The following is a 14,831-nucleotide window of genomic DNA, read 5'->3' as shown; positions in this document are numbered from 1 at the left end:
ACGCATGCAGGGCGACGTCGTATTGGTATCAGCCTGACTCCTGCCAGCTTTAGCTAGCCCGCGCGTCCACCCGTGCGGGCGAGGCCGTTCCGCGCGGCATCGTCCTTCGGGCGCAGCGCGACCGCGCGGCTGTAGGAGTCTGCGGCCTTGGCCCTGTCGCCAAGCTTCTCATAGGTCGCGCCGCGGGTCAGCCAGACCTGCGCATTGCCCGGTGCCACCTGCGAAGCCTCGTCGAGATCCGCTGCGGCTTCCTGGTTTTTGCCGAGGGCGAGATAGCATTGCGCGCGGCCGAGCAGGGGATCGGCCTGCTGCGGCGTCAGGCCGTTGGCCGACGTAAAATCCGCGATGGCAAATTCATATTTCTTCTCGGACTGATAGAGCAGCCCGCGTTGGTAGAAGGTCTGCGCACTGTGCGGATCGAGGTCGAGTGCCTGATTGAAGGCCAGCAGCGCGTCATCGGGTTTGCCGGATTGTGCGAGCGCCTGCGCGCGTGCAGCGTGGATCTGTGCATCCTGCGGATTGGTCTTGCCGGCATTCGCGGGCGGCGGAGGCGCCAGAGCCGTCGTCTTCGGTTCGTCCTTGTCAGACCCTGGTGTTAGTGACGACAGGTTGAACGAGCATCCGGTGCCGCACAGACCCGTAACGATAAGGGCAATCGCGGTAAGACCGCGGGCGCCGAAGCGGGACGGGGACTTGCGGACGGGACATTCCATGCAGGGCCAATCTCACGCAGCGACCAATGACCTATTGGTAGCGCGACATCGGGCAAAATGCACCCGATCAAGACCAGCGCGCCAAAGAAGTAGTTCGCGCAAAAAGCAACTGCGCAAAAAAATAACGCGGGCTTTGGCCCGCGTTATCAAACTCGGTGGATGAAGTGCGCTTAGCGCGCCGGACGCGGAGCGCCCGCGCCGCCAGCGCCGGGACGGCCGCCACGATCGGCGCCAGGACCCGCGCCGAACACCGGCTTCGGCTTCATCGGCAGCAGGCCTTCGCGCTGCAGCTTCTTGCGAGCCAGCTTGCGTGCGCGACGCACAGCCTCAGCCTTCTCGCGAGCCTTCTTCTCAGAGGGCTTCTCGTAGTGACCGCGGAGCTTCATCTCGCGGAAAATACCCTCGCGCTGCATCTTCTTCTTCAGCGCCTTGAGAGCCTGATCGACGTTATTATCGCGAACGAGAACCTGCACGCGGCATCCTCTTTTCAATTGATCGGATTTGAATTTCGGTAAAGTGAAGGGCCGACAAAGGCCATGCCCTTAACCTCAAGGGCGCCGATGTACCAGATGAAATGGCGAATGTCCACCTTGCGGCACCGTCATTTTAACCTTCTGGGCCGGGAAAATAACCTATTTTTTCCGAATTTTCCCGGGTGGGGATAGGGCAGGTTCCCTGTCTCGACAGGTATTGGAGCACGGACGCATAATTCCCGTGGCGACTCAGCCGGGACGCCGATTACGACCGGAGAGCATCATGAATGGGAAAAAATACGCGGCCGAGCTGATCGGCACCTTTTGGCTCACATTTGCAGGCTGCGGCAGTGCCGTAATCGCGGCAGCATTTCCGCAGGTCGGTATCGGTCTCGTCGGCGTCTCGCTGGCCTTCGGCCTCAGCGTCGTGACCATGGCCTATGCCATCGGCCACGTTTCGGGCTGCCATCTCAATCCTGCGGTCACCGTGGGCCTTGCGGCAGGTGGACGTTTTCCCGCCGGCCAGATTCTCCCTTATGTGATTGCGCAGGTCGTCGGTGCGGTTGCAGGTGTGGCCGTGTTGTATGTCATCGCCAGCGGCGCTGCCGGTTTCGACCTTGCCAAGGGCTTTGCGTCGAACGGCTACGGCGATCATTCGCCCGGCAAATACAGCATGGTCGCGGGCTTCATCATGGAAGTGGTGATGACCATGATGTTCCTGTTCATCATTATGGGGTCCACGCACGGCAAGGCCCCTGCGGGCTTCGCGCCGCTGGCAATCGGGCTTGCGCTGGTGATGATCCACCTCGTCAGCATTCCAGTCACCAACACGTCGGTGAATCCGGCGCGCAGCACTGGGCCGGCATTGTTTGTCGGCGGCTGGGCACTGCAGCAGTTGTGGCTGTTCTGGGTGGCACCGCTGGTTGGCGGTGTTCTCGGCGGCGCGATCTATCGCTGGCTGAGTGACGAGCCCACTGGTGTGGTGGAAGGCAAGGCGACCGCCTGACGAATGAGGCGGTGAAGCCGGCGCCGTTACGTCGCCGGCTTCACTTCAACCACGTGGCCCATCTTGCGGCCGGGCTTCGGCGCGCCCTTGCCATAGAGATGCACGGTGGCGCCGGGGACGGTAAGCCACTTGCCGTAGTCGAGAATGTCGTCGCCGATCAGGTTGATCATGGTGACCTGGCCGTGGCGGACGGGTTTGGCGAGCGGCCAGCCGGCGATGGCGCGGATGTGCTGTTCGAATTGCGACACCGAGGCGCCATCGAGCGTCCAGTGGCCGGAATTATGCACGCGCGGCGCAATTTCGTTCACGACAAGCGTCGCGCTGTCCTTACCGGGCACGACAAACAGTTCGACGGCAAAGACGCCGACATAGCCCAGCGCAGTGCCGATCTTCTCGGCGATCTCGCGTGCCTTCGCGGCAAGCGCGTCGGAGATGCGTGCGGGCGCATAGGAGAATTTCAGGATGTGATCGCGGTGCTCGTTCTCGGTGACGTCGAAACATTCGACTTGACCGTCGGCGCCGCGTGCAGCGATGACCGAGACCTCGCGTTCGAACGGCACGAAGGCTTCAAGGATCGCGGAATTGGTGCCGAGATCCTTCCAGACCTGATCGAGATCGTCACCCTCGCGGATGATTGCCTGGCCCTTGCCGTCATAACCGAAGCGACGTGTCTTGATGACAGCTGGCAGACCGATCTTCTTGACCGCGGCATGAAGCTCGCCAGCATTCGCAACACCTGCGTAACCGGCCGTGCCGATACCCAGTGACGTTACAAAATCCTTCTCGGCCAGACGATCCTGCGTGGTCTGCAGGATTGTCTGTGCGGGCAGAACCGGGCGCCGCGCGTCGAGGATCATCGCGGTGGCGGCCGGCACGTTCTCGAATTCGTAGGTGATGACGTCGCAATCGCTGGCGAACAGTTCGAGCGCCTCGACATCAGCATATTCAGCGCATGTCGCGTTCTGCACCACATCGAAAGCCGGCGAATCCGGATCCGGTGAAAAAACCTGACAGCGGAGGCCGAGGCGTGCTGCGGACATCGCCAACATACGACCGAGCTGGCCGCCACCGAGAATGCCGATCGTATCGCCCGGCTTGAGAACCTTCGTCACCACAGCGCTCACGCTGCACCTTCCGGCTTTTCAGCCACGGCATCGGTCTGCGCCTTGCGCCAGGCGGCGAGCTTTGTTGCCAGTGCCGTGTCGTGCAGCGCCAGCACGCTCGCCGCGAGCAGTGCCGCATTGATCGCGCCGGGTTTGCCGATGGCCAGCGTGCCGACGGGCACGCCGCCCGGCATCTGTACGATCGAATAAAGCGAGTCGACGCCGGACAGCGCCTTGGATTCCACGGGCACGCCGAATACCGGGAGTTCCGTCAGCGCCGCGGCCATGCCGGGCAAATGCGCAGCGCCGCCGGCACCGGCGATGATGATCTGGAAGCCCGCTGCCTTGGCGCCCTTGGCGAATGCGACCAGCCGGTCCGGCGTGCGGTGGGCCGAGACGATGCGCGCCTCATGGGATACGCCGAGCGCTGTCAGCGTTTCGGCGGCATGGCGCATGGTTTCCCAGTCCGACTGGCTTCCCATAATAATGGCGACGGGCGCGGTCATTCCGTATTTTCTTTCGCGAATCCAGAAAGATAGGCTGGAAATACAATGTCGTCCCCTTGCGTGGCAAGGAGCGTGGCAAACATGATCTCGTCTTGGTGAAGACTGGCAAGCCTTGTAACAAATCCCATGCAAAAGAAAACCCGAACGCCTGCTGCAAAGTCGGTCAAACCTTCCATGAAGCCGGCGTTGCGCGGTTCCAAGGCGTTGGTGTCGCTGCCAAAAAGCCGCGCGCCGGCGGCCGCGCTGACGATTCGGGCGGCTGGAAGCGCAACTCACACAGGCCGAGGCGAAGATTGCCGAATTGCGAGCTTCGGCGGAAACCGACTTCCTGCTCGACATTCTCAACCGCCGTGGCTTTGCCCGCGAGCTGACCCGCGCCGTGGCCTTCATCGCCCGCTATAGCGCGACGGGTGCACTGATTGTGCTCGATGCCGCGATCGACCAGCTCACTTTCGTCTTCCGCGACATCAACGTGTCGGCTGGCGCCTCTGCAGGCGTCGCACTGCTGGGTCCCGATGTCGATGGCGAAGCCGCGTTGGTTCAGGCCGACAGGGCGATGTACGTGCGCAAGACCGCGCGACGCGCGAAAGTGTAGTTAGCCATCGCCGGCGTTGGCGCCTTACAACGCGCTGAGGTCGCTTGGCACTTCGCCAAAGGCGCGGATCACCTGGGCGTCGCCGAACTCGCCGATCATCGGATCGCCGGTACGGCTGAAGGCCAATGCGCCGATTGAACCTGGCGCACGGGACAATAGTTCGGCGCGGCGGATGGCGCCGGATGCGCTCTGACATTCCTCGGCGGCACCGGCGGCGGGCGAACCAGAGTCGTCGTGCAGGAAGGGCAGTGCGACATAATAGGTGATATCGGCCATGGTGCCTCACGAGTCGATTGATCTCGGCGTAAGTTTGTTCTTATTTTGTTCTTATTGTCAAGTTTCGGCAGCGTCTTGTTTGCGGTCGCCCCGTTCCGCTCCTGTGAGGCCGCAACGGCTGGCTTGCGCGGTGCGAGCGCCAGCGCCATCGCGATCAATTCGCGCAGCCTCAGCAGTTTTCACCGCGCCACGATGCGATGCTGGCCAGAATTAAGTTTGGCTGTCGTGCCTACGATGCCGCGCGAAAAGAGCGGCGGCCGTCGCGAAGCAAGGTTTTTACGACGGGCGAGTTCAACACCCAGCCTGCTGCATTCACCGCGAGTTAAAGAAAGCCGATCTATTGATCGTCACGCATCGGGTTGCAGTCATGGCCGCTCTTTAGCCGACGGCCAGAGCGTGACGCATTGTCTCAGGCGATAATATCCGGGGTGATCTGATCTTCGATGAAGGAGATGCGGTCTTTCAGCTGAAGCTTTCTCTTCTTCAACCGTTGCAGTCGCAAAAGATCGGGTGCCGGTGAATGTTGCAAGGCATCGATAGCGGCGTCGAGGTCGCGATGTTCTTGCTGCAATCGGGCGAGTTCTAACGGGAGTTCGCGATCTTCGTCGTCGTTCATGTTTCTAGCTGACTGGATTCGCAAGTCATTTGCGAGGAATTTCTAGGATGACTATCGCCGGTGCAGGCGCACCACGCAAGCCGTCCGGTTCCATGTTTTTGCTGCGCAATTAGGTCACGATTCGTTTCAGACGATACCCGAAGCTCAAAATACACTTTTCAATACCCATCGACAGATGTCCACTGTCATGTAGAATTCATCGTCCAACCGAACGTATCCTGAGGTTCAATCCTACCGAGGAGTTTTCGAATGGCACTACAGGCGCATCTCGTCGAACTGGAACGCAAGCACAAAGTTCTCGAAAGCGAATTGCACGAAGCGCTCGTGCACCTGTCTACCGACGATCTCCGCATCGTCGAACTCAAGCGTCGAAAACTGATGGTCAGGGACGAAATCCAGCGTCTCAAAAACGGGGCCAGCGAAACGGTGCACTGATCAACGGCTGCACTGATCAGCGAACGATAAATCACAGCATCGACATCGTCGTCTACGTCACTGCTTTCGCGTAGGTGCGATGACGTCTTCCCCTCATCCCGCGATAGGTTTGCGACGAAGCTCCAGTATTCGGTTGGCCTGGATCGCTTCGCCTGCAACCTTTCGCGTTCAATGTCCCGCCATCTCAGCCACGTAGTCCGCGATGGCCAGCGATGATGTCAGCCCCGGTGACTCGATGCCGAACAGGTTGATAAGGCCCGGCACGCCATGGGTCTGGGCACCCTGGATCATGAAATCCTGCACCGCGACTGCGGGCGGCACGATCTTCGGCCGCATTCCTGAATAGCTCGGCATTAATGCGCCGTCCGGCAGACTTGGCCAGTAGCGCCTGATAGCCGGATAGAACCTCTCTCCGCGTGCCGGATCGACCGTGTAGTCGATGTGATCCACCCACTCGACGTCAGGGCCGAAACGCGCCTGGCCGGCCAGATCGAGCGTCAGATGCACCCCGAGGCCGCCCGGTTCCGGCACGGGATAGATCAGCCGCGAGAACGGTGCTTTCGCATTGCAGCTGAAATAACAGCCTTTCGCCAGATAAGCGGGCGGTATCAGGTCGAGCGGCATGCCGTCGAGCATGCGGGCGATCGCGGTTGCGGACAGGCCTGCTGAATTGATCAGCATGTCGCAGGCTAGTGTCATCGGAGCCTCGCCGCCGACATCCAGTTCGAAACCGTCGGCGGTGACCCGGCCACGTTCCAGCGGCGCGAGGAATGCGAAGGCCGCGCCGGCGGCTTCCGCTTCACCGCGCAGCGACAACATGTAGCTGTGGCTATCGACGATTCCGGTGGAGGGGGACAACAGCGCGGCTTCGCAAGCCAATGCCGGCTCCAGCGCCCGTGCCTCTGTCCCGGATAATTGCTCGAGATCAGCGACGCCATTGGCTTCGGCATGCGCTTTGATCGACGCCAGTTTGGCGATCTCCTCCGGACGTGTGGCGACGATCAGTTTCCCGGAGTTGCGATGTGGGATGCCGCGATCGCGGCAATAATCATAGAGCGCCTGTTTTCCAGCGACGCAGAGCCGTGCCATCAGGCTTCCGGCCGGATAATAGATGCCGGCATGGATGACCTCGCTGTTGCGCGACGAGGTCACGGTACCGATCGCGTCCGCGGCCTCTAGCACGATGACCTCGCGTCCCGCTTCCGCCAGTCGCCGGGCGATCGCAAGACCCACGACGCCGGCGCCCACCACCACGCATTCAACCTTGTCCATGTCGCGTCCGATAGTTTGCTGCGCCGGTCAGCTGCGGTTCGACCTTGCGCATGTGGCGCATTAGTAAAACATTAAGCATCACAGCTAATTACCACCAAATTTCGCCGCATTCTGCAGGTGCGACGATACGCATTTACCTGATCCACATACCTGTAACCAAACACTCACGCTGCGAATACGCGGGTGTGTAATGACTGGCAAGATCGGGCGATCAGACAGCAAGGCGGCAGTGTCCGTCATCGCAGTCGCGTGCCTTCTCGGCAGCATTGCCGGAGCCCACGCAGAATCCCCGGCGGTTCATTATATCAGTGAACTCGACCCGCAAATGATCTGGCAGATCCTCATCGGTGGATTTGTCGCGCTGGCATTTCTCGCCGCCATTGTGCTGTGGGTCGCCTCGGCGCTGCGCAATGTGCGTCGCGAGCAGCATCGTCGCAATGCGTTTGTCGGTTCTGCCCTCAATCATCTCGGCCAAGGCATCGTGATGCTCGACGACCAGAAGCGGGTCGTGTTTTGCAACGATCGCTATCTTGAGATCTACGACCTGACGCGCGCCGACATCACCAAGGATATTACCGGTCCAGAATTGCGGGAGTTACGCCGCCAGCGTGGCAAGCTCGATCTGGCCACCCAGAGCTTCTACGAGCAGACTGTTTCCGCCGGCGAGTACATTGCCGAAATGCCCGGCGGGCAATCCGTTCACGTCAAGTTCAGCCGGCTTCCCAATGGCGGCGCCATTGGCATTCATGAGGACTGCACCGAGCAGCGTTTCCTGCAGCGCGAGCTTGCGACCACCAAGCAATTCCTCGAATCTGTCCTTGATCACGTCCCGATCTGCGTCGCGGCCAAGACCATTGACGATGGCCGCTATATCTTCGCCAACCGGGCTTTCGAGACCTTCTCTCGGCTCTCGCGCGATAAGATCGTTGGCAAGCGACCGGATCAGATATTCTCCGCACAGTCTGCGAAAGCGATTGCCGAAGCCGATGCCCTGGCAGTGGAAACGCGCAGTCAGTGTCGCAGCGAGTTCAATGTGGAGATTGGTTCAGACCTCCGCACGCTGGATAGCAATCGCGTGATTGCCTTTAACGAACGCAATGAGCCGGCATTTCTGATTGCGCTGTTCGAGGATGTGACCGACCGCAAGTCGCTGTCCAAGGAACTGGAGAACGCCAAGAAATTCCTTGAGACCGTGCTCGACAACATTCCTGTGTCGCTGATGGTGCAGCAGATCAGCACCGGTCGTTATCTGTTCGCCAACCGCGGCGCAGAGGTCATTTTGGGTCGGAAGCGCGAAGACGCTATCGGTCTGACGGTTCCCGAAATGCTTCGCCCGGAAGAAGCGAAGCTGATCGTCAGCCGGGATCAGGCCGCGATCAGGGGCCGAACACCGATTGCGGAAGAGCATCCGATCAGCACGCGCGACGGATTGCGGCTGTTCCTGACCCGGCGGGTCACCGTGCTCGACGAAGCAGGCGAGCCGCAATATCTGATCAAGACCCACGAAGATGTCACCGACCGCCGCCAGACCGAGGCGCGGATGGCGCATATGGCCTATCACGACGGCCTGACCGATCTGCCGAACCGCCCGGCCTTTTTGCAGGCCCTGTCGCAGATGATCGATGCCTGCGGCGAGACTTCCGAGGAATTCGCGGTGCTGTCGATCGATCTCGACGGCCTGAAGGAGGTCAACGATGTCTTCGGTCACGCCATCGGTGACAAGCTGCTGATCGAAGTGTCGCGTCGTGTCGATGCAGCCGTGGGCGGCGGAGTTGTGGCGCGGCTCGGCGGTGACGAGTTCGGCGTGATCATCGACGGCGCGCAGCCCGCGGCCGGGCTGTTGATCGCAGAGCGGATCTCCGCGGCCCTTGCGGAGGAATTCCCGATCGAGGGCAAATCGGTGCGTACAGGCGTCACCACGGGCATCTCGCTGTTCCCGCGCGACGGCCATGACCCGGCCGCGTTGCTGGCGAATTCCGGCGCGGCGCTGTTCCGTGCCAAGTCGCAGTCGCGCGGTTCGATCAGCATCTTCGAGCCGCAAATGGACCAGCAACTGCGCGATCGCCGCGTGCTGCATCAGGACCTCTCGGCCGCGATCCGCAATGGCGAATTGTCGCTGCACTACCAGCCCCAGGCTCGCGCTGGCCAGACCGTCGTCGATGCCGACATTACGGGCTTCGAGGCACTGGCGCGGTGGATTCATCCGACGCGCGGTTTCGTGCCGCCCGGAGACTTCATTCCGCTGGCCGAAGAAAGTGGCCTGATCGTCGAGATGGGCGAGTGGATCCTGCGCCAGGCCTGCCTTGAGGCTGCCTCGTGGCCGGTGCCGCTGCAGATCGCGGTCAATCTGTCGCCCGCGCAGTTCATGCATGGTGATCTCGTCGGCCTCGTGCATTCAATCCTGCTCGAAACCGGCCTGCAGCCCGGTCGCCTTGAGCTGGAAATCACCGAGGGTGTGCTGATCGAGGATTTCGATCGCGGCGTCGCATTGCTGCGGCGGTTGAAGGCGCTCGGCGTGCGCATCTCGATGGACGACTTCGGCTCCGGCTATTCGTCGCTGACCTATCTGCAGGCATTCCCGTTCGACAAGATCAAGATTGACCGCGCTTTCGTGATCAATCTGGGGCTCAATCCGCAGTCCGCTGCCATCGTGCGCGCGGTCATCGGGCTGGGCCATGGCCTCGACGTCGCGATCGTTGCGGAAGGCGTCGAGACCCACGAGCAACTCTGCTTCCTCGCCAGCGAAGGCTGCGACGGCGTACAAGGCTACTTCATCGGGCGTCCTGCCCCGATTGCGCAATATGCTGCGCTGGTCGGACGGATTGCCGCCGCTGCGCCCGCCGCGCGCATGGTCGGTTGAGCGACAGGCCGTTGCGAAGTGCTGATGCTGTTGAGCCCGCGGCGTTCCGCGGCTAGCTTGCGGTTATGACGAATCTCACTGCGACAGTCGCGGATCCGGCGGCCAGCGATGCGCCGGTCATCGCCTATCCCACGCCCTTGCTGCGGATCGACGGTGTCACCAAAAAATTCGGCGCGCATAGCGCAGTGGACAATCTCTCTTTGGACATCAAGGCCGGTGAATTCTTCGCGCTGCTCGGCCCGAGCGGTTGTGGCAAGACCACGTTACTGCGCATGCTGGCAGGTTTCGAAGCGCCGGACACGGGCAAGATCGAGTTGAACGGCGAGGATATCGCCGCGGTCTTGCCGCATCAGCGGCCCGTCAACATGATGTTCCAAAACTACGCGCTGTTTCCGCATCTCAACGTGCGCGACAATATCGGTTTCGGTCTCAAGAGCGCTAGCCTGACGCGTCTCGGCATCGATACGCGGGTTGCCGAAATGGTGGCGCTGGTCAAGCTCCAGGGACTGGAGAAACGCCGACCGGATCAATTATCGGGCGGCCAGAAACAACGCGTGGCGCTCGCCCGGGCGCTGGCGCGGCATCCGCAATTGTTGCTGCTCGATGAGCCGCTGGCAGCTCTCGACAAGAAACTGCGCGAGGAAACCCAGGTCGAATTGATGGCGCTGCAGCGCCAGCTCGGCACCACCTTCGTGATCGTCACCCACGATCAGGAGGAGGCGATGACCATGGCCGACCGTATCGGCGTCATGAATGACGGTCGCCTGCAACAGGTCGCGACACCGCGACAGCTTTATGAGGCGCCTGCATCGCGCTGGGTCGCGGAGTTCGTCGGCGACATCAACATCATCGAGGGCGGGATCACGCATCGTGACAGTCATCGCCTGACCATTGCAGGCCGCGATGTAGGAACCCTGTTTGCGATTGAGCCGCGACAGCCCGTCGGCGATGCGGTCATCTGTGTTGCGATCCGCCCGGAGAAGATCCGGTTGTCGCGTCGCGGGCCGGCGACGGACCTCGTCAATAGCGGCGCCATGAATAGCCTTGAGGGTGTCATTTCCGACGTCGGCTATCTCGGCGGTCGCTCGCTCTACAAAGTGAAGCTCGACCGCGGAGCCACATTGCGGGTCGCTCTCGCCAATACCGCGCGGCTCGATGTTGATGCCTATTCGATCGGCGAGCGCGTTGCGGCATGGTTCGCCCCCGATGATTGCGTGGTGCTGGTTCAATGAGCGCGCGTCGCATCTTCACGGCGCCGGCGCGGCTGGCTGCCATCCCGCCCTATGTCTGGATGGTGCTGTTCTTTCTGGTGCCGTTCGGTTTCGTGCTGAAGATCAGCCTGTCGCAGACGGCGATTGCGCAGCCGCCTTATCTGCCGGTGTTCAGTCTGTCCGAAGGAATCGCCGGGCTAAAGGCGTCGTTTATCGCGCTGTCGCTGGATAATTTCCGGCTGCTCGTTTCCGACAATCTCTATCTTGCGTCCTATCTGCGCAGTGTCCTCGTCGCCGTCGTGTCGACCCTGATCTTGCTCGCGGTCGGTTATCCCATCGCCTATGGCATGGCGCGTTTGCCGCGACGCTGGCAGGGCATTGCGATGATGCTGGTGATCGTGCCGTTCTGGACCTCGTTCCTGATCCGCATCTATGCCTGGATCAACATCCTGCAGCATGACGGCTTGCTCAATAAGGTCCTTCTTGCGCTGCACGTCGTATCGACGCCAATCGTGTGGCTCTCCACCGACAGTGCGATGTATCTCGGCATCGTCTATTCCTATCTGCCTTTCATGATCCTGCCGCTCTATGCCACGCTGGCGAAGCAGGACCCGTCGCTGATCGAGGCCGCCGCCGATCTCGGCGTCTCGCGCATCGACGCCTTCTGGCTGGTGACGGTTCCCTTGTCGCTGCGTGGCGTCGGCGCCGGTGCACTGCTCTGCTTCATTCCGATCATGGGCGAATTTGTCATTCCCGATCTGCTTGCCGGATCGAATTCGCTGATGATCGGCCAGACGCTGTGGCTCGAATTCTTCACCAACAAGGATTGGCCGGTCGCCTCTGCCACCGCCATCTTGTTGCTCGGGCTGCTGTTGATCCCGTTATTGGTCTATGACCGGCTGCAGCGCCGGCAGCTGGAGGCGCGCTGATGGCCGTGCATCCGCTCCGCCTGTCGCGCTTTAACGTCACGTCGCTGGTGCTTGGTCTGGCGTTTCTCTATCTGCCGATCGTCATTCTGGTCATCTATTCGTTCAACGCGTCTCGCCTCGTGACCGTGTGGGGCGGCTGGTCGACGCGCTGGTACACCGAATTTTTCAACGACCGCGCGATGCTGGACGCTGCCTGGATGAGTCTCCGTGTGGGTGTCGTGTCAGCAACACTGGCAACGCTGCTCGGCACTTTGGCCGCGATAGCGTTGACGCGTGGCGCGGGATTTCGCGGCCGGATGCTGATGTCCGGGATGCTCTATGCGCCGCTGGTGATGCCCGAAGTGATTACCGGCCTGTCGCTGCTGCTGCTGTTCGTGGCGCTGGATGCCGGGCGCGGCTTTGTCACGGTGACCATCGCCCACACCACACTGACCATGTGCTTCGTCGCTGTCGTGGTACAGTCGCGTCTCGCCGGGATCGATCGCAGCCTCGAGGAAGCGGCGATGGATCTCGGCCGCGATCCGCTCCGCGCATTTATAGCCGTCACGTTGCCGCTGATCTGGCCGGCCATTGCAGCGGGCTGGATGCTGGCCTTCACACTGTCGCTGGACGACCTCGTCATCGCTAGTTTTACGACCGGGCCGGGTTCGGCGACGCTACCGATCCGGATCTATTCGGAAGTGCGTCTCGGCGTGAAGCCGGAGATCAACGCGATCTGCACGCTGATCGTCGGTTTCATCGCCGTCGTTATCGTGCTGGCATCGCTAGTGTCGAAACTGTCGAGCGCCCGCGGCGAAAGCGCCGCGCCGTTGTAAGGCAAAAAGTTAGTTCGCCTTTGGTGCTGCATCCGCAGGTGCTGCCGCCGCAGGTGCATCGGCGGGCTTATCCGGCTCTGCTATCGGCGCCTGCTTCGGCACGCCCGTAAAGCGCTCGATCACCGAGCGTACAGCGTCGCGGGTCTTGCGATCCTTTACCGCATCCAGCAAAGGCGCCGCGCCCGGCGACCGGCGGATCAGGCTTTCCGGATCTGGGAAGATCAGCGGATCGTCCCACGGGCCTTGGATCACAAAAGGCAACTCGAAGCCGCCGGTGCCGTTGGTTGCCGGATTGAGACTGGCAATGCCCTTGAAATCATATTCACGCGCCGGCACCGACGCGGTACCGGTCAGCGTCAGTTTCGCAGCGGGACCATCGATCCGGATATCCTGTGCGGTGGCGATACCGTCGTTGAATTTCACGGACATGTTGAGCGTGTTGAACGGCGTCGAACCCGAGCGGAAATTGCCGGCGCCGGACAGCGGACGTCGCTCCAACCGCTTCAGCAACTGTTCGACGTTGAAGCCACTGATGGCGCCGTCATGACCGGTCAACGTCGCGGTGCCGTCGAGTGATTGTGCGAGGCCGAAAGGCGATGAGCCCGAGGCCTCCAGCATCATGCTGAGATTGCCGCGGCCGGTGAGCTTGTTGACGCCGAACAGATCGCTGGCACAGGCCTGCAGATCGACATCGCTGAACTGGAACTGGGCCTTCACATCGGCCACGGCATCGGAATGGGCAACATTGAACGAACCACGGACGATGCCGCCATACATCTGCGCTTCACCCACCGACAGCGCCAGTGTGCCGCCGCGCAGGTTGGCGCCGAGCGCGGTGCGGCCGAGCACTGAGGAGCCAACTGTGACCTTGGCGGCCGACAGGCGCATGTCGAGATCCGTGGTGGACAGCGCGTTCAGATCGAACAACTGCCGGTTCCAGTCACGGGCGCCGGAGGCCAGCAGCCGCACGGTAGACACATAGGGCGTGAAGTCGAGTGCGCCGGCAGCCAGGGTGGCCTGCAGCGTCTGACGGCCGGTGTTGCTGTAGGTCATGACGCCTTCGGCGCTGTTGCCGTCGAGCTCGACATTGACATTGGTCAGCGCGATCGACGGACCGACCAGGCTGGCGCGCGCCTTCAGGGCAAAGCGGCCGAAACCGCCGGAGCCGGGCGGTGCCTGACCGACCCAGCGCAGCGCATTGCGCAGCGACAGGCTGTCAGCAGTCAACGTGCCTTCCATGACCAGACTGGCCTTGTTGGCGACGGTGCCGTCGAATGCCAGCTTGATCGGCGCACCAGCGATGCGGGCCTTTACACCGGAGCGCTCGCCGGACAGTGCGGCAATGAAGTCGCTGACGCTGAGGCTGCCGTCGATGCGTTCGCCGCGCCAGTCGAACTGGCCGGTTGCAGCGAACGAGCGCGAGATCGATGGCCAGGCCAGTGACAGGTCGATGTCGCCGAGACGCTCGGTGTTGTGCGGGTCCTGATAGTGCAGCACGCCGTCCTGGATGCGGATCTCGGAGAAGGATAGTGGCTGTTCAGCGCCCGGCCTCATGGTGCGGGCGATGGACTCGATGAATGGAGTCCAGTTGCTTTCGCCGGAGGCCTCGCGGATCACGCGGATACGTGGCCGCAGCATCATCATGTCGGCGATCTCGAAACGCTGAAGCAGCAGCGGCAACAGCCGGAGATTGGCCGTCAGCACATCGACCGTCAAAGCGGGATCGATCGACCCGCCGCCTTTCAGGCCGACATCGTGAAACGAGACATAGCTGCCTGGAAAGACCGAGACATCCACCGCGCCGTTGACGACGAAATCCAGCCCGGTCACGGCGCGGATCTGGGCCTCCACGGCATGACGCAGCGTATCGCGGTTAAGCAACCACGACATGGCAAACAGCCCGATCACTGCAACACCCAGGAGCGCCGCAATCGGCATCCCCAGGCGTCTTATTCCTTGGGCACTCGTCAATGAACTATCCGGGTTGGTTGGTGGTCACACATAGCGGGGCGGCATCCACG

16 protein-coding genes are annotated in these 14,831 nt (G+C 61.7%); 7 read left to right on the top strand and 9 right to left on the bottom strand.

All coding sequences use genetic code 11. The features are described from left to right. Positions 1-53 precede the first annotated feature (53 nt). Complete coding sequence (locus AB7813_RS15870) at positions 54-713, bottom strand: tetratricopeptide repeat protein (protein ID WP_175367821.1); 660 nt, start codon at positions 711-713, stop codon at positions 54-56. Positions 714-883: 170 nt separating this feature from the next. Next, complete coding sequence (gene rpsU / locus AB7813_RS15865; protein ID WP_089265892.1) at positions 884-1,186, bottom strand: 30S ribosomal protein S21; 303 nt, start codon at positions 1,184-1,186, stop codon at positions 884-886. A 283-nt stretch (positions 1,187-1,469) separates the two neighbouring features. Between rpsU and aqpZ the strand changes: the two genes are divergently transcribed. Beyond that, positions 1,470-2,192: an aquaporin Z gene (aqpZ, locus tag AB7813_RS15860; RefSeq protein WP_439065029.1), complete on the top strand. Its 723-nt coding sequence runs from the start codon at positions 1,470-1,472 to the stop codon at positions 2,190-2,192. A 26-nt stretch (positions 2,193-2,218) separates the two neighbouring features. Here the strand turns inward: aqpZ and AB7813_RS15855 are convergent, their stop codons facing one another. From AB7813_RS15855 to AB7813_RS15845, 3 genes are read right to left on the bottom strand one after another with little or no spacing between them, the layout of a single operon-like run. Next, positions 2,219-3,304: a 5-(carboxyamino)imidazole ribonucleotide synthase gene (locus tag AB7813_RS15855; protein WP_309943157.1), complete on the bottom strand. Its 1,086-nt coding sequence runs from the start codon at positions 3,302-3,304 to the stop codon at positions 2,219-2,221. Positions 3,305-3,312: 8 nt separating this feature from the next. Further along, positions 3,313-3,801 (bottom strand): 5-(carboxyamino)imidazole ribonucleotide mutase, encoded by a 489-nt coding sequence (gene purE, locus AB7813_RS15850; protein ID WP_068728790.1) that lies wholly within the window; start codon positions 3,799-3,801, stop codon positions 3,313-3,315. Further along, the gene (locus tag AB7813_RS15845; RefSeq protein WP_439065028.1) at positions 3,798-4,001 is read right to left on the bottom strand and encodes a hypothetical protein; all 204 of its coding nucleotides are present in this window, start codon (positions 3,999-4,001) and stop codon (positions 3,798-3,800) included. The genes purE and AB7813_RS15845 overlap by 4 nt, the downstream gene beginning before the upstream one ends. A gap of 101 nt (positions 4,002-4,102) precedes the next feature. Here AB7813_RS15845 and AB7813_RS15840 point away from each other — a divergent pair, with 101 nt between their 5' ends. Beyond that, positions 4,103-4,396: a hypothetical protein gene (locus AB7813_RS15840; protein ID WP_439065027.1), complete on the top strand. Its 294-nt coding sequence runs from the start codon at positions 4,103-4,105 to the stop codon at positions 4,394-4,396. Between the two features lie 24 nt (positions 4,397-4,420). Here AB7813_RS15840 and AB7813_RS15835 read toward each other — a convergent pair whose 3' ends face one another. Then, a complete protein-coding gene (locus AB7813_RS15835; RefSeq protein ID WP_068728784.1) occupies positions 4,421-4,672 on the bottom strand; it encodes a hypothetical protein in 252 nt (83 codons plus the stop codon). Between the two features lie 409 nt (positions 4,673-5,081). Next, complete coding sequence (locus tag AB7813_RS15830; protein WP_068728782.1) at positions 5,082-5,288, bottom strand: YdcH family protein; 207 nt, start codon at positions 5,286-5,288, stop codon at positions 5,082-5,084. Positions 5,289-5,537: 249 nt separating this feature from the next. On the opposite strand from AB7813_RS15830, the gene AB7813_RS15825 reads away from it, so the two are divergent. Beyond that, entirely contained in the window at positions 5,538-5,723 is a 186-nt protein-coding gene (locus AB7813_RS15825) for a YdcH family protein (RefSeq protein ID WP_068728781.1), read from the top strand. A 168-nt stretch (positions 5,724-5,891) separates the two neighbouring features. Here the strand turns inward: AB7813_RS15825 and AB7813_RS15820 are convergent, their stop codons facing one another. Next, complete coding sequence (locus AB7813_RS15820) at positions 5,892-6,995, bottom strand: NAD(P)/FAD-dependent oxidoreductase (protein WP_439065026.1); 1,104 nt, start codon at positions 6,993-6,995, stop codon at positions 5,892-5,894. Between the two features lie 190 nt (positions 6,996-7,185). On the opposite strand from AB7813_RS15820, the gene AB7813_RS15815 reads away from it, so the two are divergent. The 4 genes from AB7813_RS15815 (at position 7,186) to AB7813_RS15800 (ending at position 12,810) form a co-directional block, all read left to right on the top strand. After that, on the top strand, positions 7,186-9,855 hold the full coding sequence (locus AB7813_RS15815; protein WP_120287129.1) for a sensor domain-containing protein: 2,670 nt from the start codon (positions 7,186-7,188) through the stop codon (positions 9,853-9,855). Positions 9,856-9,920: 65 nt separating this feature from the next. Beyond that, the gene (locus tag AB7813_RS15810) at positions 9,921-11,087 is read left to right on the top strand and encodes an ABC transporter ATP-binding protein (RefSeq protein WP_439061947.1); all 1,167 of its coding nucleotides are present in this window, start codon (positions 9,921-9,923) and stop codon (positions 11,085-11,087) included. Continuing rightward, entirely contained in the window at positions 11,084-11,995 is a 912-nt protein-coding gene (locus AB7813_RS15805; protein ID WP_439065025.1) for an ABC transporter permease, read from the top strand. Before AB7813_RS15810 ends, AB7813_RS15805 begins: the two co-directional genes overlap by 4 nt. Next, on the top strand, positions 11,995-12,810 hold the full coding sequence (locus AB7813_RS15800) for an ABC transporter permease (protein WP_175367826.1): 816 nt from the start codon (positions 11,995-11,997) through the stop codon (positions 12,808-12,810). Before AB7813_RS15805 ends, AB7813_RS15800 begins: the two co-directional genes overlap by 1 nt. A gap of 9 nt (positions 12,811-12,819) precedes the next feature. On the opposite strand, the gene AB7813_RS15795 is transcribed toward AB7813_RS15800, so the two are convergent. Then, a complete protein-coding gene (locus tag AB7813_RS15795; RefSeq protein ID WP_184512007.1) occupies positions 12,820-14,748 on the bottom strand; it encodes an AsmA family protein in 1,929 nt (642 codons plus the stop codon). Positions 14,749-14,831: the final 83 nt, after the last annotated feature.

Source organism: Tardiphaga sp. 20_F10_N6_6 (assembly GCF_052076045.1).
GTDB lineage: Bacteria > Pseudomonadota > Alphaproteobacteria > Rhizobiales > Xanthobacteraceae > Tardiphaga > Tardiphaga robiniae.
Note: the sequence above shows the minus strand (reverse complement) of the source record. Positions and strands in the feature narration are given on the sequence as shown.